The following is a 22,614-nucleotide window of genomic DNA, read 5'->3' on the forward strand; positions in this document are numbered from 1 at the left end:
TGGAAAATCAACGGCCAAATTGTACAACTCATAAAAAATAGACAAACTCGATTTTCATCGAGTTTGTCTACAGTCTGCAGGGAGCCAAATTTATTGGCTCCCTCAGTTTGGAGTTTATTCCCTATAAGAGAGGATATCCCCTTGCCCATCTTTCTATTTGTTTTGATGGGTACACTATATAATATAATTATACTTCAATAAAAGAGGGAAGTATTGGCGTATAACGAAGAGGCGCCGCCAGAGTGTACGAATAGAATGTTATCCTCCGGTTTAAATGTGCCTTTTTTTACTAAATCAATGAGTCCCGCAGCCGCTTTACCCGTATAAACCGGATCCAGTAAAATCCCTTCTGTTCTGGCCATGAGCTTGACAGCTTCCACCATTTCAGGCGTAGGTAAAGCATAACCAGGTCCGACATACTCATCAAAACACACAACAGCCTCACGAGGGATTGAATTCGGAACGCCGATGTGTGCTGAAGTTTCTTTCACAAGCTGAAAAACTTTCTCTTCTTGTTCAGCTTTTCCTCTACTTACGTTTATTCCGATTACCGGTATTTTACTTTGATTTCCATAAAATCCAGTCACCAAACCTGCATGCATTCCCCCGCTGCCGCTTACACAAACAACAGCATTCACATTGACTCCTTGATCAAAGGACTGTGTCAAAATCTCCTGAGCACAAGCAACATATCCCGTTGCACCAATGGTATTCGATCCCCCTACCGGAATTATATAAGGTTTATATCCCTCTTCCGTTACCTCTTTAGCTACTTTCTGCATTTCTTTCATCAAGTCTGTTCCATTAGGAACAACCTTGATTTGTTCAGCGCCCAATAAATGATACAGAAAATAGTTACCGTTAAAATCCGGCTCTGAACTTTCAGAAAGGCCCTCTTCCAACACAAGGATGCAATTCATTTTCTCTTTAACGGCAGCGGCTAGTGTTAAGCGGCAATGATTTGATTGAATGCCCCCACATGTAATTAACGTATCCGCACCTTTTTCCATTGCATCGGCTACAAGGAACTCTAGTTTTCTTGTTTTATTTCCACCAGCCGTCAGCCCAAGTAAATCATCTCGTTTAATATAAATAGAAGGGCCCCCAAGTACTTCAGAAAAATGATGTAATTTCTCCATGGGTGTATTTGTTGGTGTATATCGACGTCTGGGAAATTGCGCTAAATTCATATTAATTCTCCTCCTGTATTCTCTGTCTAGGACTACCCTATGTAAAGTAAAGAAAAGAGAATATCAATTTGACGTTCTCTTTTCAATTATTATTAGATTATAGCAATTGCTTCGATTTCAATCAAAGCGTCTTTAGGTAAACGAGCAACTTCAATCGCACTTCTAGCAGGATAATCATCCAAAAAGAATTCTCCATATACATGATTCATTGCAGCAAAGTGACTCATATCGCTTAAAAAAACCGTTGTTTTTATTACCTGCTGTAAGCTTGCTCCCGCCGCTTCTATAACCTTCTTAAGATTCTCCAATGACACCCTTGTTTGCTCCTCAATATTATCAGGCATTTCTCCAGTTTCTGGATGAATGGGAAGCTGCCCAGAAGTATACACTACGTTTCCTACTTTTATACCTTGTGAATAAGGACCGATAGCCTTGGGGGCTTCATTGGTTATGATTGTTTCTTTTAACATATAAACCACCTCTTTTTTTTTTGTAATCCTATTAAAAAACGGAATTGAATTTAATTCTCCTTTGAATAAAACGCTTACATTCACACAAGCCTTCCCTCTTATTCTTTGCGCTCAAAATCACACTCCATCAGAGGAACTATTTTTGTTTTCTTAATGATTTTATAACCAAGCCAGAGAAGCAAGAAAATAGGAAGACCTATATACGTCGCTATAATTTCTGCCCAGCTAATTTGATCTCCGTAAAAAAAAGTCTGCCCAAAAATGAAAACCACAAAAAATAACAGTGTGATGACCGGGCCCAGCGGGTACCATTTGGCTTTAAACGGCAATTCATTGAGATCCCTGCCTTGGGCTACATAGGCTTTACGGAAGCGGTAATGACTAACGGCAATCCCGAACCATTTGATAAATCCGGTAAGGGCTGAAGCATTTATCAACCAAATGAAAACTGAACCATTTCCAAAAAGGGAAGCCAAAAAAGAGGCAAGTCCTATAAAAGCAGTTGTACAAAGGGCCCACATGGGAATTCCCTTTCTGTTAAGCCGTGCAAAGATTCGTGGTGCCTTTCCTTCTTTCGCCAGTGCCCATAGCATACGTGAAGAAGCATACATTGCTGAATTTGCTGCTGATAAAACAGATGTAAGAAGCACGGCATTCATGACGGAAGCGGCTAATGCCAACCCAGCTCTTTGAAGAACAAGCGTGAAAGGGCTGATAGATACATTTTGAACACCCGATTTAAGCAGGTTTGGATCCGTATAAGGAATAATTAAACCGATAACAAAAATCGTCAACACGTAGAAAATAAGGATTCGCCAGAAGATTGACCGAATCGCTTTCGGTACGTTTTTCGATGGATTTTCGGTTTCACCGGCTGCCGTCGCAATCACCTCAGTTCCCTGGAACGCAAAGCCCGCGATGAGCACTACACTAAAGATAGATACAAGCCCGCCATGGAAAGGAGCATCTCCTTGGGTAAAGTTACTGAACCCGACCGCATGTCCTCCCATAATTCCAAAAATCATGGCAACCCCAATAACGAGAAATACGATGATTGAGATGACCTTAATGCCGGCAAACCAGTATTCACTTTCCCCATATGCCTTGACTGATAAAACATTTAATATTAGCAACAAACCCAGAAATAGTGCACTCCACAAGATAGAAGGTGAGTCCGGAAACCAATACTTCATAATAAGAGTAGAGGCCACCAAATCTGCAGGAACCGTTATCGCGGTTGTATACCAATAGTTCCAACCTAACGCAAAGCCTAATGCAGGATCAATGTACTTTGAGGCATAGATGTCAAAGGCCCCCGGGAGCGGTAAGAAGGCCGATAGCTCTCCTAAACTATTCATAACAAAATAGACCATGATCCCTACCAGAATGTATGCAGCAAGCGCTCCCCCCGGCCCCGCAGTGCTAATCGTCGATCCGCTGGATACAAACAATCCAGTTCCAATAGCGCCACCTATAGCCATCATCGTTAAATGTCTGGATTGCAGCTTCCTTTGTAATGATCCTTTTGAATTTCGCTCTTCTAGGGTGTTACTTATCTCTGCTTCTAATTTCCCCATAGTGTATCCCCCTTTTTACTCATCGTTCAAATACAATTTGTATGAAAGGTTCATCTGGCTGTTATTTCAAAAAATTTCTTTATCAATTTTTTACAGAACTTTCAGTTATTTTATAAAATATTCTACCTTCCGCTTTTGTCCTCATCCTTCTAAAATTCAGGCGAGAAAATGATATGCACTCTCCCGCTTTTATTTTAAGAAACTTTAATTGAGAAAAATAGATATTTTCTATGAAGTTAACATAATTTATATTTTTCCAACTTGCGATAAAGAGTAGAGAGGCTAATCTGTAGTTCCCGGGCAATTTGTTCCTTATCATGCCGATATTTTTCAGCCAGGAAATAGCTCTGGATTACGTCTTTTTCATATTCAGAAATCATTTGTTCTAAACTTAACCCTCTACACTCTACAGAAAGAGGATCCTGTTGAAACAGATAGTCAGGTAAATCATGGAAAGATACGATATCTGATTCAGCCATATTTGCCATATATTCTACGGCGTTTTCCAACTGCCGTATATTCCCCGGCCAATCATAGCTTATAAGCCATCGTTCCAGCATGGGGTCAAATCTCAATGGGTGCCTTTGCATGATCTTACAATGTTTATGCATGAAATGTTCAAGATACAAAGCGATATCATCACGCCTCTCTCTTAAAGGTTTGGTATGGAGAGGGATGACATTGAGACGATAATATAAATCCTCGCGAAAAGTGCCGTTCCGCACCATTTCCTCCAGGTTTTGGTGAGTGGCTGCAATCACCCGTACATTAATCTGGATTGCTTTTTTTCCACCGATTCTTTCAAACTCTCTTTCTTGTAAAAACCGTAATAACTTTGGCTGCAAGAAAAGCGGCATATCGCCAATTTCATCAAGGAAAATGGTCCCGTTATGTGCTAATTCGAATTTCCCCATTTTCCCATTCCGCTTTGACCCGGTAAATGAGCCACCCTCATAACCAAACAACTCACTTTCCAACAAGCTCTCAGGAATGGCAGCGCAATTAACTGCCACAAATGAATGCATCCGCCGCTTGCTTTCAAAATGAATCGCTTTGGCTATTAATTCTTTCCCCGTACCGCTATCTCCCCTGATCAAAACAGTGGAAGGGCTGTTTATAATCCTTTTAGCTTTCTTAATAACATCTTTAAGCCCGGAATCTTTTCCAAGAATGTTTTCAAAAGTAAAAACCTTCGGGGGAATCGGAATCTCTTCTTGAATTTTGCAACCCGGTTCCTTCTCAGGGTCCAGCATTGCTAATTTATTGACCAACAATGTACTAACATAGCGTAAAAACTGTATTAGATTCTCTGATTCAATAATCATTTTCTCCTTTTGTTCATGGGAAAAACCAATCATGCCGATGACGCCAACTGGTTTGTCTTGCTTTACAATAGGAAACCCGATGGTAGCGAGTTCTTTGCATTGATTCACGAATTTACAACTCCTGCACTGCGACTCATCTCTTTTCACGTCGTAAACCACTCCAGGCTCCCCTGTTTCCAATATCATTCTGAAAAAGGAGCCTTCCGGAGCGGTTTTGCCAATGAGATCTTTATAGTAGCCAGTTCCGCTAATCCGAACGCCCTTTTCATCAAGCACGGTTATATCCAGACCAAGGATTCCTGCTGTGTTCTCCGCGTAATCTTGAATAAACTGCTGTATGCCGATAAAGCCTGCCATATTATCCTCCTCTGCTATAACGTTATATGCAATAATAAAATAATTTTATTATTGCATAAATTCTACGCTTTACACAAAGAGGAGATAGCTTTTTCTATGCCATCCAAAGCATTTTTCAACATCGAACGCGGACAAGCAATATTGAGCCGCATGAAGCCTTCACCTTCCATACCGAAAATGAGCCCTTCATTCATTGCAACCCTTGCTTTACGTAACATAAATTCATCCAATTCTTTAACTGAAAAACCCAGTTCCCGGCAATCCAGCCATACAAGGTATGTGCCTTCCGGCTGGATGACTTTAATTTGCGGGATGTTTTTGCTGAAGTAATTCAGAGTGAATTCCAAATTCCCCTGCAAATATTCAAGGAGCTGATCCAGCCATTCTTCTCCGTGTCGGTAAGCAGCCTCTAACGCAACAACGCCAAATATGTTCGGCGAACCAATGGATAATGTATTAAGTTCTCGATCATACCTATCGCGCAGTTGTTGATTTGGAATAATGATACTTGACGTCTGTACACCCATCAGGTTAAAAGTTTTGCTTGGCGCAATGCAGGTAAGAGAATGATTTGCAAACTCTTCTGATATAGAGGCAAATGGAATGTGAGTATGTGTCTTATAAACAAAGTCACAATGAATTTCATCTGCCACAACGAGAATGTTATGCTTCATGCAAATCTGTCCCAATCTCGTCAATTCTTCTTTGCTCCATACCCTTCCAATCGGGTTATGAGGACTACACAAAATCAGCATTTTTACCGTTGAATCTATCTTTGCCTCTAGGTCTGCGAAATCTATGGAATAATGTCCATTTTCAAGCTTAAGCGGGTTGTTTACAATTTCACGGCCGTTCGCTTGAATCACACGGGCAAAATGATGGTATACAGGAGGTTGGATAATTATTTTGTCCCCTGTCTGAGTGAAGGACTGAATCGCCAACGATAGGGCTGGAATCACGCCTGGGCTGTGGGTAATCCATTCTTTCTCAATGGACCATCGATGTCTTCTTTTTAGCCAACTTACAATCGATTCCATATACGAGTCCGGTCTAAGTGTGTAGCCATATACACCGTGCTCCACACGCTGTTTTAATGCTTCGATGATAGGTTGTGGAGACTGAAAATCCATATCGGCCACCCACATCGGTATAACATCCTTTACCCCAAATTGATTTTCAAGTTTATCCCATTTTTCACAATCAGTGTTCAGTCGACGGATTTCTTGGTCGAAATTATATTTCATCGAGTATCTCTCCTTCTCATGTTCGCTTGTGTACCTTGCCTCTTTATATATGCAATTGCCATGCCAACCTATTTCTTCTATAAAATTTCCTTATACCGCGGTAATTATTTAAAAAACTTTTCATCCTAAGCATTGGCACATTTGCAACTATGGTAAGTATTTTCGCATGTATGATAAAATTCAAAGAATTCATTTAGCATCTCTGGCAGGGCGCAACTTCTGCTGTTTTCTCCATTCCTCATATCCGCCTACAAGGCTTTGTACTTCTTTAAAACCATGAACTTGTAGAAGGCTTGCAGCGATGGCCGATCTTCCGCCGGTTTTGCAATAAACCAAAATTGGTTTATCATGCGGAATTTTGTGTGCCTGTTCTTGTAAATGACCAAGCATCACATGCTTCGCCTGCGGAATATGGCCTTCCTCCCATTCGCCCATGCTTCGGACATCAAGGACATATATACGGTCTGATTGAATAGCACCATCTATCTTGTCCATTGTCACTTCTTTATACTTCATTACACGCGAATCAATTTCTCCTGCCATCTCATTGATATATGGTTCCATTGTTGCAACGACGTGATCCAATCCAATGGACTGGAGATCATTCACAATAATTTCCACAACATCATTGCTTGCGAGAAGATATAAAGGTCGGTCATAGTCCAACAGCCATCCCGCCCAGGTTATAAATGATTTGTTATAAGGGATATTAATTACACCTTGTATATGCTTTTTAGCAAATTCACTGGCCGGACGTGTATCAATGACAATTCCCTGTTTCGCCCATTCCTGTACAATATCTATTGAAACCGCCATACGAAGTGGTGCTGCTATACTTCGAATTTGCTGCGGACCCTCTTTATTCAACCGCTTCATCATTGAAAAATAAGGGGGTGCCTCCGGCTGTCCAGCCAACAGCGCTTCTATAAAGCGCTCCTCATTATCATATTGCAGTGCCCAATTTGTCCGTTTTTCATATCCGATGGTTGATGATGGGATTGCTCCTAGCGCTTTTCCACAGGCACTGCCCGCTCCATGCCCTGGCCATACTTGCAGATAGTCAGGAAGATTTTTAAACTGCTGCAGAGACCGATACATCTTGCGTGCCATTTTTTCCGAGGACCCGTGCACCCCTGCGGCTTTTTCTAATAAATCGGGACGACCCACATCACCGACAAATACAAAATCTCCAGTAAATATCCCGAGTGGATCCTTGGTAACTGTACCCCCATCTGTTATAAGCAGTGATATATGTTCAGGTGTGTGTCCTGGTGAATGAATCACCTCAAAATGGATATTTCCAATCGTAAATACATCTCCATTTCTTAGAAAGCGGTGTTCATCCCCAGTAACGTACTCATATTTCCAGTCCGGCCCTCCCTCATCAGATAAATACAATGTTGCCCCAAGCCTTGAAGCCAGCTCCTGTGAACCAGACAAAAAATCGGCATGGATGTGTGTTTCCGTTACACCCACGATCCTCACACCATTTGCTCTTGCCGTTTTTATGTAAGGTTCTACATTACGTGACGGATCAATAATGATCGCTTCGCCAGTAGCTTGACATCCCACAAGGTATGAAGCTTGGGCCAGTTTCTCATCATAAAAATATTTGAGCAGCATAAATCTTCCTCCTTATTTTATGGATATCAGAAATGCTATTACATCATACCTTTAAGCATCCCATTCCAATACATAACGGGAAGCAAGTTTTTCTTCAATACATACATACTGAACCTCTCACGGGATTGATCGATAGGAAAGGTTTCTTGAGGCTGTAAATCATAATTGAATTCAGCCAGTATAAGCCGCCCGTATCCAGTAACAAGTGGACATGATGTATAGCCGTCATATTTATGAACCATTTGTTTGGCACGTATTCGAAGAAGTAAATTTTGCACAAGCACTGGTGCTTGTTTGCGAATAGCAGCCCCTGTTTTTGACGTAGGCAGGTTTGTACAATCCCCTATGCCGAATATATTGTCAAAGTGTTCATGCTGCAGCGTATATTTGTCCACTGCCAGCCAGCCATTACTAGCAGCAAGGGAACTATTCTTGATGAAATCCGGGGCGCTCATCGGCGGTACCACATGAATCATGTCATATTGCATATTCACGCGCTCATTTGTATTTAGATTTTCAAATGTCGCTCGTTTTTTATCACCATCAATTTCAATGAGATGATGCATAAAACATGTTGCGATTTCTTTTCGTTCAATTATTTTGTTTAGTGCCTGTTCATATTTTTTTACATTGAATATGGATGGGCTGCCTGAAACAAAAATAACCGAAGATTGCTGGCGAACTCCTGATTTTCTGAAATATTCTTCCGCCAAATACATAATTTTTTGAGGAGCACCACCGCATTTTACCGGAGTGTTCGGATTGGTAAAGATGGAAGTCCCGCCCTTGAAGTTTCGGATCGCCTCCCAAGTGCTATCAACATAATCATAAGAGTAATTACTACATACCCCATTCTTTCCTATACTCTCTTTTAACCCCTTGATTTCATGCCAGTTAATTTGAATCCCCGCAGCGACAACTAAATATTCGTAGTGCAGTTTGTTTCCGGATGCTGTTACAACAACGTTTTCATCTGGCTGAAATGTGGTAACCGCATCCTGTACCCATACGGCTCCTTTCGGAATAACAGATGCCTCCTCCCTTTGTGTCACAGTTTTGTCAGCTTCGCCTGCTCCTACAAGCGTCCATAAAGGTTGATAATAATGTTTCGTCGCAGGGTCAATGATGGCAATGTTTCCGCTCAGAGTGCGTGATTCACGGAGGAGACGTGCCGCGACCGTAATTCCGGCACTGCCGCCTCCTACAATCAAAATTTTGTAATGTGTCTCATTCTTCATCTTTGCCATTCTTAATCACCTCATATCAATTTTATAAAGAAGCTCATCAATTTAACGCTTCAGATTGGAAGCGGCGCCGAAATCTTTTTCGATAGGCGCCCTCCCAATTAAATGCCAGTAAATGATTATCTTTCTAATTTTTCACTTTCCACTACGATTTGATTGAGAAACTGTTCAACCTCCTCCTGGCTTTTTCCGAGTTTACTTACAAAGCGATTAAGTTCCTTCCCTTCTTGAAAAGCAATAAAGCTTGGGATTCCATACACATCTAGCTTCTCTAATAATTCCGGAAAATGGTCTCGATTTACTGCGATCATATCTATTTTTTCTTTATACGCTTCTTCTACAATTGGCATGAATAAATTGGTATTCTGACAGTCTGGGCACCATTCAACATAAAATTTGGCAACAACTGGTTTTGTTGATGAAATCGCCTCATCAAACTCTTTCTTTGTTTTTATCTCTTTCATAATTACAATCCTCCCTATATTTTGTTCTCAATGCTATACTGATTGTCTTCATTACTTGATCGCTCTTGCTTCAAGATATCTTTCGCAATCCAGAGCATCCATACATCCACTTCCTGCAGCAAACTCTTTCCAATAAAGCTTTAGTAATTGGCGATTCATCACTCCCTACTTTCTCTATTTACTCATCATTTATATCAAGCAAAAACCATGCCAACTAATTTCCTCCTGTAAAACCGCTTTGTTTGTACACTTCACTCTTTGGAAATTCCCATTTTTGCTATCATTTATATTAAAAAACCTTTATCATCAGGCTTAAAGCCTTCCTAGGACTAGGAAGGCTTTTTGCATCTGTGATAAACTCTTCGAACCAATTATTAAAGTGATTATCTAACATTTAAAGTTAATAAGTATTTTCCTTAAGTTTCGTATAACTGAAATTGACTAGCCTTTCCCTTTATTGCATAAGATAAAGAGCTGATTTCACAGCCTTTTCATGAACCATTGCATCTGTTGATCACCCCGGCTCAGTTTAACAAATATTCTTCAATTTCCTGCTTGCTTTTTAAAATAACCATTATCTTTTCAGGCTCACTTCTTTGAAGATCTTCAAGTCTTTTTTTCATTTTTTTCTTACGTGGAAAGTAGGTGGTCATTATAAATTTAACAAACTGCCAGTCTAATTTTTCATAACAGCCCTCACCCATATCAGGTCTTGTTTTCCCTATATAAGACAGCCAACGTTTTACAACACGGTAAAGGCAAACACGGAGAGGGAGTTCTAAATAAATAATCGTATCGGCATGCTTAGAACGTAAGTCAAAAGAATTACTATAATTACCATCCATTATCCACTTGCCATCACTCAATACTTCCTTCTGAGCAGAAATAAAATCCTCTAAAGGAGCTTCCACCCAGCCAGGCCTCCAGTAGAATGTATCCAAATGATGTACATCAATATTTAAATTTTAGTCTTCTTGCAAAAGTAGATTTTCCGACGCCCGCGGATACTCCTATAACCATAATACGTTCCATTGATATACCAGCTTTCTACTTTGGGTATTGGGAATGATTTGTTGTTTCATCATTCTTTCTTCCCTTTAGCTCCATAAGGAAAAGGCGACCCTTCTTAATGAAGAATCGCATCAGTAAATTGAAAGAAAAAAATGATTGGTATTTTGTACACTGACATTTAAAAAAGGCTATGTTTTTTCTCAATTAAATAAGTTGCCCTAAATGTTTCTTTGCCTCGTAATCAACAAGTTTTTCTTCATGCTTAATTCGTGCCAGATAATCCGGGTTGGCGATAAGCGGACGTCCAATCGCCGCAACGTCAATTGTGCCCTTTTCCAGTGCGGCTTCTGCTGTTTCAGGATCAAGCCCTCCCACACCAACTATAATTCCATCCCAGTGGCTGCGTACCAATTCATGCATGGTCAGTCCCCTTGCAATCGGTTTGGTAAATTCCATCGTGGACGGGTGAATCATTTTGACTCCTGTTTCATTAAACGCTTCAATAAATGTTTGGATCGCTGTTTCAGGGTCTTCCCACATGTAAGACGGCTGGTCAATTTTCAAAGCCGAGAAACGAATAAGGGTACGTTCCACTCCAACCGTATCAATAACAGCTTTTAGCACTTCCTTCATAAATGTCAGACGCTGTTTCAAATCACCGCCGTATCGATCCGCCCTTTTATTGGAAGTGTCAGAATTGAACTGGTCTATTAAGTAGCCATGTGCACCATGAATTTCAACGCCGTCAAAGCCAGCATCCATCGCATTCTTTGCAGCTTGTTTATATTGGTTCACTACTTCTGCAATATCCGTCTCTGTCATTTCTACAGGAATATCAAAAGGTTTTCCGAATCTTGAAACCTTTCCTTCAGCAGCGATAGGAGAAGGGGCCTGCGGAGGTCCTCCTGCAATTTCATGATGGCTTGCACGGCCAACATGCCAGATTTGCGCAATGATCGTTCCGCCTTCAGCGTGTACAGCTTCCGTTACTTTTTTCCACCCATTTATTTGCTCTTGAGTATAAATCCCGGGCACCCCAGGATTACCCTTTGCTCTAGGTGAAATCACGACACCTTCTGTAATGATAAGCCCGATTCCATCTTGAGCCCGTTTTCGGTAGTATTCTACGGTCAGGTCATTCACAACACCAGTTTCGTTATTGGCAAACGACCGTGTCATAGGAGCCATTGCCGTTCTTGTTTTTAAGTTCCATGCACCTATTGTTACAGGTTCCAACAGTTTAGTTATTTTTTTCATTTGAATTCCTCCTGTTAACCACTTTACCTGAGCTAACTTTTAGTAACTATTATTGTGTAAGATTATCCGATAAGTGGTTAATTTTCAAATAATTCACTCTGAATTTAATACCATTTGATAAAAAATGGTATTAAAGACCAATAAAAAAGCACTTATTCATTACCAATAAGTGGATGGTTCTAAATTGCTTTTTTCCAAACAAAAAAGCCAGTCAGAGAAAACCTTTTCCCTGCTGGCTAATGGATCTTTTTTCATTACCTTTTTAGTCACGTGCTGTTCTGATAAAAAACGATATGATCAAACCAATGATTGCAAGGACTAGACCGAAAATGAAGGCATCTTGAACGCCTGCAGTCAATGAACCGCTAATGGCTGATGGATCGAACGGATCTTCTGCATTTGCCATATAATTTTTTTGGGATGCTGACATGATGGTAATGGCAACGGTTGTCCCGATAGCTCCCGATACTTGTTGCAATGTATTCATAAGAGCCGTTCCATCCGGATAAAGATTTTTCGGCAGTTGATTCAGCCCATTTGTCTGGGCGGGCATCATGACCATCGAAACACCAATCATAAGGAGAGTATGCATGATGATTACCATAATGATGGATGTTTCAGTCGTTACGTTCGTCAAAGTCCATAACATGGCAATCATGATAATAAAGCCTGGAATCACTAGCCCTCTTGGTCCGAACTTATCAAATATACGTCCAGTAACCGGAGACATGATACCATTAAGCACTCCACCCGGTAAAAGTACCAGACCAGCTGAAAACGCAGCTAATGCCAGCCCGGTTTGCAGGTATAGCGGTAAGAGGATCATGGATGACATGATGATCATGAAGGTGATGAAGACGGTTATTAACCCTAAAGTGAACATGGGATATTTAAAAACGCGCAAGTCAATCATCGGTTTATCCATATTGAATTGTCTTACAGCAAACAGGAATAGCGCTATAAGGCCGACAATGAGCGAGGATAGAACTATCGCATTACTCCATCCATGTTCCCCAACAATACTAAAGCCATAAACAATTCCTCCAAAACCGATGGTCGATAAAATAATGGATGGTACATCGATTTTAGGTTTGGTGATTGTTGAAACGTTTTGCATATACTTGAGACCGAATAGTAAAGCAATCACAAAGAATGGCAAAGACACCCAAAAAATGTAATTCCATTTCAAATTTTCAATAATCAAACCTGAAACTGTCGGTCCGATGGCTGGGGCAAACATGATCACCAGCCCCATCAATCCCATCGTCGCTCCCCTTTTATGGATCGGGAAAATCAATAAAATGGTATTGAACATGAGAGGCAATAAAAGACCTGTTCCGATTGCCTGGATGACACGAGCTAGCATCAAGATGCCGAACCCAGGTGCAATTGCTGCAATGAGCGTCCCAATGATGGAGAACACCATTGATGCAATGAATAATTGACGGGTATTGAACCACTGAATCAGGAGTCCCGAAACGGGAACCAATATCCCCAATGTTAATAAATAACCCGTTGTCAGCCATTGCACGGTGGAAGGACTGACATTGAATTCCTGGATTAAATCCCCCAGCGCCATGTTTAAAGCCGTCTCACTGAATAACCCAATGAACCCTGCAATTAAAAATGCAATTAAAATGGGGGTAGTTCTAATGACTTGGTTTTGTTGCTGTGTTGCATCTAAAGACATAAAATGATTCCTCCAATTACTGACTGTTCGATGTAAGCATAAAATAATTTTTCCGTATGACTTATTTATTTATCAACAATAATGGTATCTGTTCCGCAATGGCTTGGAGAGGTTTCCCGTTTTTCGCCGTTAAGGATAAAAGGATACCGCCCTCAATTAAAGCATTAATTACGATACTCAATTCCTTTGCCCGTTTCTCACTGAATTTCGCCTCGAGTAATTTCTTCACATATATGGATTGCCAATCTTCTATCGCTTCTTGACAGGCCGTTCTTATCGGCTCACTCGTCGTATATGTTTCCGCCGCTATCGTCCCGATTGGCAGTCCTAATAGATTTTCACTTTCACCAAAAACCTCGGATAATTGAAAAATATGAGCCTGAATCGCTTTAATAGGGTCTTCGATTTCATCAAATCCCCGTTGAATTTCATCTATCACGAATTCTTTTGTATGAATAATCGCCTCTATCGCCAATTCTTCTTTGCCTTTCGGAAAATAATGATACAGCGAACCTTTTGGGATACCACTTTCCTCAATAATATCCTTAAGTCCTACACCATAATATCCACGTATGCGAAAAAGTCGGGAAGCAGCTTCAATAAGAATGTCTTTAGAGTTTCGTTTGTCTGCCATAGCTGGATCACTCCTTGAAATTATATCAACCAGTCTATTAGGACTATACTTGTATATTATTGTTTTGTCAAAGATGACTTCCAATGAATGGATGGGATTTGCTTATGAACGCATGTGAAATACTTATACAACAAAAAGAACACCTTATACTCGGTGTTCTCTGCAAGTTCGAGGAAATCATACCTTCTATTAAATCCCGGTATTTTTTAAAACGCTTCCATTATCAAACACAGCGGCCTGGCTTATCATAAACATATCGTTATCTTCAAGGATTCCTGTCATGATTTTTGAAACCAAGAATAGCAATTACAAACATGCCAAAGCTTAGCATTAGGGAAATAACTTCGAAAGTACCCATTCACACCGCCTCCTTACAACCAGCTTTTCCTGATCAGAGATTGTCCTATACAAGAAAAACATGAAGGCAGCACCTTTTATTCAAAAAAAAAGCAAACCCCAATCAAGGTCTGCCCTCCTACTCCATTCATATCATTGAAAGTTTGAAAGTTCCCATTCGTTGAGAGCTTCCTTTTCATAACCCATTCCTGTTAATAACCCAGTCTTTTTTCCACAACGTTCTTGAGCGGCTTACCGTCAGAAAACAGCTTTAAATTTTTCAGGAATAACTCCATTACACGATCTAGATGTTTGGCAGAGTTGTAAGCATTATGTGGGGATACCATGACATTTTCCAGCTGCCAGAAAGTGTGATCCTCAGGTAAAGGTTCTACTTCAAACACATCGAGCGCCGCTCCTGATATGTGCCCATTTTTCAATGATTCAATTAAATCTTCATCCACAATCGTATTACCACGGCCGACATTAATTAAATGGCTGCCTTTTTTCATTTTATTTATGCGTTCTTCATTTAAAAAATAAGAGGTATCTTTCGTAAACGGGAGTGCCAAGACTACAAAATCGGACCTAGAAAGGACCTCATCCACTTGATCCATACCCATTATCAAATCAGCAGGTTCATATTCTTCCTTCCTCTGGGCGGGATTTCTGCGGCAGCCAATAACGGTCATTCCTAGTCCTTTACATCTCTTTGCTATCTCAAAGCCAATATCACCATACCCAATTATCCCGACTGTTGAATTCTCAAGGTCTTTCACAGGGATTTCAACCCAATTTTTGTTTATTTGATTTCTGATCATTGTCGGCACACCCCTTGCTAACGAAGATAGCATCGCAATTGTATGCTCGGCTATCGGGACAGATGAGCAGCCTTTGACATTAGTGATGATGACATCGCTTTTTTTGATGTCTTCATTCAGCATGGCCTCCACTCCCGCACTGTCTGAATGTATCCATTTAATTTTTGGAGCTTTTTTTAAAATGCTAAGATTATCATGAAGTCCCAGCGTATAAAGGATATCAAACTTTGATAGATCCACTGTTGGCTGCGGTTCAGTTTCGCCGAATTCCCATGGTTCGATAACAACTTCAGAACAAATCTCCTTAAACTCATTGATGTATTTCTCCGGTATATCGACCCTGATATAAAGTGAAGGTGCTGTTTTCTTAGAATCGGACATTATTAAACCTCCTCAAGAACCTGCAATCCCTTTTTCCCTCTTTGATGAAAGCAATCCGTTTCATGTTTCGTGTCTATCCCCGTGCTTTATGATCACTTCAAGCAATCCGGTTGCTCTTCTCTAATTCTATCCCAAAGAGGCTGAAAACTCAGCCATCCCTCATATTCAGTTCCCGTTTGTTCTGCAGTTAACTTTGCATACTCCTGTTCTATAAAAATGGGCCTGCCTACAGATTCAGCCATTATCTGTGCTTGACATGAACGTTCCATCGTTATGAACCACCAAGCAGCTGAATCTACAGATTGGCCCACCGTTAACAATCCATGGTTGCGGAGGATGACAGCTTTGTATTGACCTAGAGCCCTGGCAATGCGTTTCCCTTCTTCAGATGCATAAACCACACCAGTAAAATCATCAAATAATGCATGGTCATTGTAAAATTGGCAGGCATCTTGCGTAATCGGATCTAACAGTCTCCCTAAAGAAGACCATGTCTTTCCATAGACCGAATGAGCATGTGCCGCTGCAACTGCATCCGGTCGTGCTTTATGAATTTCCGAATGGATGGCAAAGGCAGCACCATTCACTGAATGTTCACCCTCTACAATATCACCTTTATGATTAACCAATATAAGATCTGAAACGGAAATTTGACTAAAATGCATCCCAAACGGATTGACCCAGAAATGGTCTGTATATTTTGGATCACGGACCGTAATATGGCCAGCTATCCCTTCATCGAAACCAAACTTTGAAAAAAGCCGGAATGAAGCTGCCAACCGTTCTTTCCGGTGATTGCGCTCTTCTTCCATTGTATTGAATGTTTCGGGTTGCAGGGAAATTGTCTTTGTCATTTTTCTTTCCTCCTTGATTCTTTTTCTGTTTTTTTGGTGAACCATCAATTAGCCATGGTGTCCATGTCAGCTTTACCCTTAACATCTTGCATTTCCTCGCTTTTGTTCTCGAGATGATTTTTCGAACTTAGGAAAGTAAATGTAGTAATGACGACAAAACTAGTAGCGAGCCCGTACAGAATTGGTTGAGTGGAGGAAGGTCCATTTATCACCAATCCAACAATAATAACGACCATGCTGGCCAGGATGGAGTAAAATGCGGCTGTAGCCGTTACCCTCTTCCAAAAGAATCCAAGGATGATTGGAAAGAACACAGCACCAGATAAAATTGCGTAAGCTACATCCAATGCAACTAAAATATCCTGAATCCATATCGAAACGATAATGGTCAATACACCAATCGTTAAAGTCGTAATCCGGGATGTTTTTAAAAATTGATGTTCACTCATTCCTGGACCGATATATTTTTTAATGATGTCATTAACAACTAAAGTGGAAGAAGCAAGCAATGTCCCTGAAGCTGTGGACATTAGGGCAGATACCACACTCGCAATGACGACCCCCAATAGACCAGGAGGCAAAGTTTCCATCGCTATACTAGTAAAAGCGTTTTGTGGATCACCTAAATTAGGAAGGATAATAAAAGCGCACATTCCAATGATACTGATTGCTATCGCATAAAAAACACTATATATTCCCGCTCCAACCGTTCCGCCACGAGATATCGCTTTGGTTCGTGCAGTAAAAAGACGCTGCCAGATATCTTGGCCAACAACAACCCCTAAAGTAAATAGTAAGAAGTATTGAAAAATTGTCTCTCCGCCAATGTTGCCTAACTCGAAATGGGATGCAGGGAGATTTTCTTTAAGCGATCCCCACCCTCCTGCCTTAGAGATGCTCAATGGAAGCATGATAAAGAAAATACCGATCGTCATGATGACGAATTGCACGACATCAGTCATGGTGACTGACCACATACCTCCTAATATTGTATAAAATAAAACGATCCCACCCCCGACTATCATGGAAACCGTTAAATTCCAGCCAGCCAAAACATGTAATATCGTCCCCATCCCAATCACTTGCGTTACAGTCAGCATGAAAGTATAGATAACAGAGACAAGGGCACTAATCAATCTTGTTTGAGAATTGTAACGCTTCTCAAGCATTTCACTGATCGTCAGTACTTTTAAATCAAATATCTTATTTGTTAAAAATAACCCGATAGCGATAATGCCGAGTCCAATCATCACCACTAGCCAAATACCGGATATCCCAAACTGATAACCTAACTTTGCTGTACCTAGAGTGGAAGCCCCCCCTAATATCACAGCAGCTAAACAGGATAAATACATAAAATGCCCTAGATTACGCCCTGCTACAATGAAATCATCTGCCGTTTTTGCCCGTTTGGATCCGATTACTCCCACAATGATTAAAACAGAAAAATATAGAATCATGATCGATATATCCAAAATATGCATGTACACATCTCCTTTTGGGGTTGTTTTGTTTTTATCGCTTTGTGTTTAAAGAGGGAAGGATTGGATTTCACCGTTCCTCCCTTCAATTTATATGAGAGAACTAGTTGTTAAGCTGCGTTTCCAGATCTCCCGTTCTCTCTTTTTTCTCCAGTTTACCTTTTTTTGCGAGAGCGATGAGTGTGATGAATTCATAGACAATATTAGCTGCTGCGGCAGCCGTGATTTGTCCGTGATCGTATGAAGGTAAAACCTCAACAAGATCGAATCCTACAAAATCTATATTCGTCAATCCTCTTACAAAGGCTAAAGCATCATCAATGCTGGCCCCTGAAACCTCCGGGGTCCCCGTTCCAGGGGCATAGACGGGATCTAAAAAATCAATGTCAAAAGATAAAAACACCGGGCCCTTCGCGACACGTTCATGAATGACCTCTAGCATCTTTTGGACCCCGATGCGTTTATAATCGTTCGTCGTATAAACCCCCAAACCTAAATCCTGGGCATCCTGAAGATCTTCCGGTCCGTAAAGACCACCCCTCATTCCAATTTGAAGAGATCGCGATACATCGATGAGACCCTCTTCTATTGCCCGGCGAAAAACCGTTCCGTGATTATACTTTTGATCAAAATAACTATCCCAAGTATCGGAGTGAGCATCGAATTGAAGCAAGGCCACTGGTCCATGCTTTTTTACGATTGCGCGTAACTCCCCTAGAGTAATAGAATGATCGCCTCCTAATGAAATGGGGATGATCCCTTTTTCAATGACGGGGGTAAGCTCTTCTTCGATCTTTTTATATGTTTCAGAGATATAACCGGGAATGATCGGAACATCGCCATAATCAATTCCTGATATATAGTCAAAAATATTAATATCTTGTTCTGGATTATAAGGACGTAAAAGGATTGAAAAATCGCGAATGGCTTCTGGACCGAATCTCGCACCCGTCCTGAATGATTGCCCGGAATCAAAAGGAATTCCCGTAATGACAAAATCCATATGTTCATCTACCTGTTCAACAAATGGAAGCCGCATAAACGTACGTACTCCGCAAAAACGGGGTGATTTGAATGAGTCTTTCGGTTGATACTTCATCATGTAACATCCTCCTAAATTTCAACTATTATTTTCACTACATTGCAATTTCATGATGTTAAATGAACTTCCATCTTTTTTACACTAATAGAATGGAAATATATAGCACCCTTGTTTGGAAGTTCTCTTCTTACCTTTTACATAAGCAAGATTCACGCCAATTATTTCGCTGCGGTTTATAAGGCTTTTCGATATTCTGTTTCATCAAATGATCAAAGACTTAATCATTTTCTTATTTTTTAATTTAATTTTTGATTATTCTGACTCTTTGATTTATATTTTAATTAATCAACATCCCAAAGGAGCGGAACTCATGTATGACGATATGCTGGAGGAAGAACTTAATAAGATCATTGAAACATCGAATAATAACATCCTCATTACCGATCAAGATGGAATCATTTTATATTCCAATCCAAAGCTTTGGGAGATTTATGGTATGGAAAGTGATTCTTATATCGGTACCTCTGTCTATCAATTAGAAAGTGAGGGCCTTCTCACACCATCCATCAATGCGATTGTTTTAAAAGAAAAGAAAGCGAAGCGTATAATGCAACATACAAAAACAGGTCATGTTGTCATGTCGACTGGCTATCCCATTTTTAATAAGGACGGACTTCTCGTTAGGGTAATCAGCTATGGCCAGGATCAAACCGAGATTCTGCAATTGCAAGATCAATTTGAGCAATTACAACGAAAAGTAAAAGGCTATCAAACCGAAGTCGAGGATTTAAGAGAAAAGGAACTGGATTACCATGATATGATCGCTAGAAGTAATGAAACGAAGCAGATTTTAAAAACGATCCATAATGTTGCAAAAACCGATGCCACGATTCTCTTATTAGGACCATCCGGGGTAGGGAAAAGCACTTTTGCCCGTGCTATTCATGACCAAAGCAACCGAAAGAAAGAACCTTTTATCGAAGTGAATTGCAGCACGATACCTGATAGTTTGTTTGAATCCGAAATATTCGGCTATGAGCCGGGATCATTTACAGGGGCCGATAAACAAGGAAGGCAAGGCCTGGTTGAGCAGGCTGACAGCGGAACTCTTTTCTTGGATGAAATCGGGGAACTCCCACTTGCCATGCAAGCTAAATTACTGAAAGTATTACAGGAAAAAAAGATAAAGCGCATCGGCGGAAAAAAAGAAAACTATATTAACTTCCGCCTTGTTGCAGCAACTAATCAAGATCTGAAGGGGATGGTTAGTCAAGGTAAATTTAGATTAGACTTATTTTATCGTTTGAATGTGATTCCCATCCAAATTCCGGCTTTGCATGAACGTAAAGAAGATATACCTCTCTTAATACAACATTATTTAAAGAAAACGAATGATAAATACCAGAAATTCAAAAAAATCCATCCATCGACTTATGAAGTTTTGACCCATTATAATTGGCCCGGGAATATACGAGAATTAGAAAACCTAATTGAACGGTTAATCCTGACCATTGAAGTGCCAAATATATTTCCCGAACACCTTCCACAATCCATCACAGGGCAAATAGAACAGCCTGAAGACTCCACTTTCTTGGCAATCGAAAAAGAATGTGAAGAGAATTTCGATTTAAAGAAGACACTGGAAAAGGTTGAAATGCAACTGATTGCTAAAGCATGGAAACAATGTAAAACCACCTACGAAATGGCAGACCATTTGGGCATCAGTCAGCCGACGGTCATCTATAAATTAAAGAAATACAAAAAGTATTTTTAAATTCATCTGGATTAAAATCCCCTAGACACGATAGATGGTGGTCCTTAGCCTTTAGTAATGAAATGCCAGTTGCCATAAACCCAATAACAATAAAAAAGCCATAATACAAACAATCAATAAAAAAATCCACATTCAAGATGAATGGGATTCACAAATATCTTTTATAAGTAAGATTTCCAGGCTTAAATTAATTCAACGAATAATCGTCAGTGAGGCTCCTGCTGCTCCTCCTGTAAAGACAACTGTGGCCTCTAAATCAAATACATGAAGGAGATTGTATTCTCTGCTGATAAATTAACACCCACATCATTATTATAATTAGAAATTTAAGACTGCTGTTGATAATATGGAGCTGCGAATAGGCGAAGCACCCTTTAAAATCAACCTCGAACCAACAACAATTGTTCCAGTTGACCTGTTGTTGATCCTGTCGCCAAGTTAATCCCGTTGCTCCGGTTGTTCCTGTATTTTTCCTTTTTCTTTTTTTAGATATATCAAGACATTATTGCTGAATATCAGGTTTTTATGATTGGATTAATCTTGAATACATATATCAGAACGAATTTTTTCATTTCAACGGTTCCGCCTAAAAAACAAAAGATATTTTACTATATCAACAGAATAAGAATTACATATCCTAATCGAAGCTGAATACATCAAAAAAAGAGGCACCCATAATGGGAGCCTGAATTTTAGTGAAGGTAAAGCTATTGTATGTAAACTGAAACCTTTTCGCATCCCTATCCGATGTGATAGTTGAGAAATAAGATATTCCACCCAGTCACTTTAGAGATATCTCTTTAAGCCTTTTAATGCGTTTAATCAGGCTTTGACTTAAGGACACGGACTTAAAACTGGAAATGCAAAAAAATAAAAATGAATCAGGAAGTCATGCATAATTTCCCGATTCATTTTTGACATTCATTTACTTTTTATCTTTAATGCTTTTGGGAACATAGTCATTCAGTTTGTTAAATAAAGAAGTAATGTAGGAGTTGAGCTCGAATCGATCCTCCTGAATAAATTCAGCTAACGACACTCCATTCTTTTTCATATCTTCTCCCCCTTTTAGCATTCTATCCTGATGCATATACCTTCCAGCCTCAGCCTCCACTACCTGTGAATTCAGTCATTGGCGCACTTACAATATCTTCTCTCCATCGTTTTCTTTATTTGATTATCATGATTATACAAGAAAGCGCTTACAATGTAAAATATTATAATACTATAGATTCCTATTTACTTATGTTTCAGATTAAATAAAATTTCATCTTCATCATATTTATATTATCAAGCTGCACTGGCTTCTATGTGCGTATGAGCTTTTCTTTTCTTTTATTTCAAAGCTACTTGTCTTTTTTACAGTGTGCAAAATTTCATGAAATGCCCTTCAATATTTCAGTTAAACGTATGAACTCATCCTTATCATGATTCTTCAATGAATCATCGATCTCTTTTTCGATTTGTGCTTTCCGGTAATCACTAAGGGCCTTTTTCAAAACCAATTCAGCCATCTCTTCAGGTTCAAGCGATGTTCCTGGCAATTGCTTCTCCATACGAAACCAACTCCTTAACCTTTTTTCTATTATACTAAGTAACTTGGAGATTATTATTATTTATTAAAATCTTATCCTTTCCGCTTTTTTATTTCCTTATCCACATGATTTCCACATCGCCACTCTTCTATACATAAAAAATACTAAATAATTTTAAGTGAATGTTGTTCTCATCTTTAGTTAAAAATTTCCCCTTACTGGCTTCACCATTTTATCCGTTAAGGTCTGAATTTGTTTATTTCCATTACTTTAGAATTAATTATATTCGAATACAGCTGATAAG

Annotated in this window: 19 protein-coding genes and 1 pseudogene; 1 reads left to right on the forward strand and 19 read right to left on the reverse strand. The window is 39.9% G+C overall.

What is annotated here, in order from left to right; genetic code table 11:
• Positions 1-194: 194 nt before the first annotated feature.
• The 17 genes and pseudogenes from cuyA to speB form a co-directional block, all read right to left on the reverse strand.
• Entirely contained in the window at positions 195-1,190 is a 996-nt protein-coding gene (cuyA, locus tag ACFX4L_RS11980; protein ID WP_377384213.1) for a D-cysteate sulfo-lyase, read from the reverse strand.
• A gap of 92 nt (positions 1,191-1,282) precedes the next feature.
• Positions 1,283-1,660, reverse strand: a complete 378-nt coding sequence (locus tag ACFX4L_RS11985) for a RidA family protein (protein ID WP_089363567.1) — start codon at positions 1,658-1,660, stop codon at positions 1,283-1,285.
• Between the two features lie 98 nt (positions 1,661-1,758).
• Positions 1,759-3,237 (reverse strand): amino acid permease, encoded by a 1,479-nt coding sequence (locus ACFX4L_RS11990; protein WP_061461815.1) that lies wholly within the window; start codon positions 3,235-3,237, stop codon positions 1,759-1,761.
• Positions 3,238-3,473: 236 nt separating this feature from the next.
• A complete protein-coding gene (locus ACFX4L_RS11995; protein WP_377384218.1) occupies positions 3,474-4,919 on the reverse strand; it encodes a sigma-54 interaction domain-containing protein in 1,446 nt (481 codons plus the stop codon).
• A gap of 62 nt (positions 4,920-4,981) precedes the next feature.
• On the reverse strand, positions 4,982-6,163 hold the full coding sequence (locus ACFX4L_RS12000; protein ID WP_377384221.1) for a MalY/PatB family protein: 1,182 nt from the start codon (positions 6,161-6,163) through the stop codon (positions 4,982-4,984).
• Between the two features lie 189 nt (positions 6,164-6,352).
• Positions 6,353-7,786 carry an MBL fold metallo-hydrolase gene (locus ACFX4L_RS12005; RefSeq protein WP_377384224.1) on the reverse strand — a complete coding sequence of 478 codons (1,434 nt, stop codon included), beginning with the start codon at positions 7,784-7,786 and terminating at the stop codon, positions 6,353-6,355.
• A gap of 38 nt (positions 7,787-7,824) precedes the next feature.
• Entirely contained in the window at positions 7,825-9,024 is a 1,200-nt protein-coding gene (locus ACFX4L_RS12010) for an FAD/NAD(P)-binding oxidoreductase (RefSeq protein ID WP_377384335.1), read from the reverse strand.
• Between the two features lie 125 nt (positions 9,025-9,149).
• On the reverse strand, positions 9,150-9,494 hold the full coding sequence (locus tag ACFX4L_RS12015) for a thioredoxin family protein (RefSeq protein ID WP_377384227.1): 345 nt from the start codon (positions 9,492-9,494) through the stop codon (positions 9,150-9,152).
• A gap of 524 nt (positions 9,495-10,018) precedes the next feature.
• A complete protein-coding gene (locus ACFX4L_RS12020; protein WP_377405258.1) occupies positions 10,019-10,405 on the reverse strand; it encodes a P-loop NTPase family protein in 387 nt (128 codons plus the stop codon).
• A 304-nt stretch (positions 10,406-10,709) separates the two neighbouring features.
• Positions 10,710-11,750 (reverse strand): annotated as a pseudogene (locus ACFX4L_RS12025) (alkene reductase); the annotation flags it as partial.
• Positions 11,751-12,024: 274 nt separating this feature from the next.
• The gene (locus ACFX4L_RS12030) at positions 12,025-13,452 is read right to left on the reverse strand and encodes an MDR family MFS transporter (RefSeq protein ID WP_377384232.1); all 1,428 of its coding nucleotides are present in this window, start codon (positions 13,450-13,452) and stop codon (positions 12,025-12,027) included.
• A gap of 61 nt (positions 13,453-13,513) precedes the next feature.
• Positions 13,514-14,086: a TetR/AcrR family transcriptional regulator gene (locus tag ACFX4L_RS12035; RefSeq protein ID WP_284471676.1), complete on the reverse strand. Its 573-nt coding sequence runs from the start codon at positions 14,084-14,086 to the stop codon at positions 13,514-13,516.
• A 265-nt stretch (positions 14,087-14,351) separates the two neighbouring features.
• The gene (locus ACFX4L_RS12040; RefSeq protein ID WP_289320953.1) at positions 14,352-14,444 is read right to left on the reverse strand and encodes a putative holin-like toxin; all 93 of its coding nucleotides are present in this window, start codon (positions 14,442-14,444) and stop codon (positions 14,352-14,354) included.
• Between the two features lie 190 nt (positions 14,445-14,634).
• Positions 14,635-15,624: a D-2-hydroxyacid dehydrogenase gene (locus tag ACFX4L_RS12045; RefSeq protein ID WP_377405261.1), complete on the reverse strand. Its 990-nt coding sequence runs from the start codon at positions 15,622-15,624 to the stop codon at positions 14,635-14,637.
• 92 nt (positions 15,625-15,716) lie between these two features.
• Positions 15,717-16,523 (reverse strand): class II aldolase/adducin family protein, encoded by an 807-nt coding sequence (locus ACFX4L_RS12050; protein ID WP_377384237.1) that lies wholly within the window; start codon positions 16,521-16,523, stop codon positions 15,717-15,719.
• Entirely contained in the window at positions 16,523-17,962 is a 1,440-nt protein-coding gene (locus ACFX4L_RS12055; RefSeq protein ID WP_377384239.1) for a sodium:solute symporter family protein, read from the reverse strand. The genes ACFX4L_RS12050 and ACFX4L_RS12055 overlap by 1 nt, the downstream gene beginning before the upstream one ends.
• A 100-nt stretch (positions 17,963-18,062) precedes the next feature.
• Positions 18,063-19,061, reverse strand: coding sequence for an agmatinase (gene speB, locus ACFX4L_RS12060; RefSeq protein WP_377384241.1), 999 nt, complete (start codon positions 19,059-19,061; stop codon positions 18,063-18,065).
• 310 nt (positions 19,062-19,371) lie between these two features.
• Between speB and ACFX4L_RS12065 the strand changes: the two genes are divergently transcribed.
• Positions 19,372-20,775: a sigma-54 interaction domain-containing protein gene (locus ACFX4L_RS12065; RefSeq protein ID WP_377384244.1), complete on the forward strand. Its 1,404-nt coding sequence runs from the start codon at positions 19,372-19,374 to the stop codon at positions 20,773-20,775.
• A 925-nt stretch (positions 20,776-21,700) separates the two neighbouring features.
• Here the strand turns inward: ACFX4L_RS12065 and ACFX4L_RS12070 are convergent.
• Both ACFX4L_RS12070 and ACFX4L_RS12075 read right to left on the reverse strand, forming a co-directional pair.
• Complete coding sequence (locus tag ACFX4L_RS12070; RefSeq protein WP_260398923.1) at positions 21,701-21,829, reverse strand: hypothetical protein; 129 nt, start codon at positions 21,827-21,829, stop codon at positions 21,701-21,703.
• 322 nt (positions 21,830-22,151) lie between these two features.
• Positions 22,152-22,331, reverse strand: a complete 180-nt coding sequence (locus tag ACFX4L_RS12075; RefSeq protein ID WP_089363541.1) for an IDEAL domain-containing protein — start codon at positions 22,329-22,331, stop codon at positions 22,152-22,154.
• Positions 22,332-22,614: the final 283 nt, after the last annotated feature.

Source organism: Peribacillus sp. YIM B13482 (genome assembly GCF_042787975.1).
In the GTDB taxonomy this organism is placed as follows: domain Bacteria; phylum Bacillota; class Bacilli; order Bacillales; family DSM-1321; genus Peribacillus; species Peribacillus simplex_A.

Coding starts and splice junctions, on each gene's coding strand:
- cuyA (WP_377384213.1), bottom strand. CDS start 1,190: ATGAATTTAGCGCAATTTCCCAGACGTCGATATACACCAACAAATACA.
- ACFX4L_RS11985 (WP_089363567.1), bottom strand. CDS start 1,660: ATGTTAAAAGAAACAATCATAACCAATGAAGCCCCCAAGGCTATCGGT.
- ACFX4L_RS11990 (WP_061461815.1), bottom strand. CDS start 3,237: ATGGGGAAATTAGAAGCAGAGATAAGTAACACCCTAGAAGAGCGAAAT.
- ACFX4L_RS11995 (WP_377384218.1), bottom strand. CDS start 4,919: ATGGCAGGCTTTATCGGCATACAGCAGTTTATTCAAGATTACGCGGAG.
- ACFX4L_RS12000 (WP_377384221.1), bottom strand. CDS start 6,163: ATGAAATATAATTTCGACCAAGAAATCCGTCGACTGAACACTGATTGT.
- ACFX4L_RS12005 (WP_377384224.1), bottom strand. CDS start 7,786: ATGCTGCTCAAATATTTTTATGATGAGAAACTGGCCCAAGCTTCATAC.
- ACFX4L_RS12010 (WP_377384335.1), bottom strand. CDS start 9,024: ATGAAGAATGAGACACATTACAAAATTTTGATTGTAGGAGGCGGCAGT.
- ACFX4L_RS12015 (WP_377384227.1), bottom strand. CDS start 9,494: ATGAAAGAGATAAAAACAAAGAAAGAGTTTGATGAGGCGATTTCATCA.
- ACFX4L_RS12030 (WP_377384232.1), bottom strand. CDS start 13,452: ATGTCTTTAGATGCAACACAGCAACAAAACCAAGTCATTAGAACTACC.
- ACFX4L_RS12035 (WP_284471676.1), bottom strand. CDS start 14,086: ATGGCAGACAAACGAAACTCTAAAGACATTCTTATTGAAGCTGCTTCC.
- ACFX4L_RS12040 (WP_289320953.1), bottom strand. CDS start 14,444: ATGGGTACTTTCGAAGTTATTTCCCTAATGCTAAGCTTTGGCATGTTT.
- ACFX4L_RS12045 (WP_377405261.1), bottom strand. CDS start 15,624: ATGTCCGATTCTAAGAAAACAGCACCTTCACTTTATATCAGGGTCGAT.
- ACFX4L_RS12050 (WP_377384237.1), bottom strand. CDS start 16,523: ATGGTTCACCAAAAAAACAGAAAAAGAATCAAGGAGGAAAGAAAAATG.
- ACFX4L_RS12055 (WP_377384239.1), bottom strand. CDS start 17,962: ATGCATATTTTGGATATATCGATCATGATTCTATATTTTTCTGTTTTA.
- speB (WP_377384241.1), bottom strand. CDS start 19,061: ATGATGAAGTATCAACCGAAAGACTCATTCAAATCACCCCGTTTTTGC.
- ACFX4L_RS12065 (WP_377384244.1), top strand. CDS start 19,372: ATGTATGACGATATGCTGGAGGAAGAACTTAATAAGATCATTGAAACA.
- ACFX4L_RS12070 (WP_260398923.1), bottom strand. CDS start 21,829: ATGAAAAAGAATGGAGTGTCGTTAGCTGAATTTATTCAGGAGGATCGA.
- ACFX4L_RS12075 (WP_089363541.1), bottom strand. CDS start 22,331: ATGGAGAAGCAATTGCCAGGAACATCGCTTGAACCTGAAGAGATGGCT.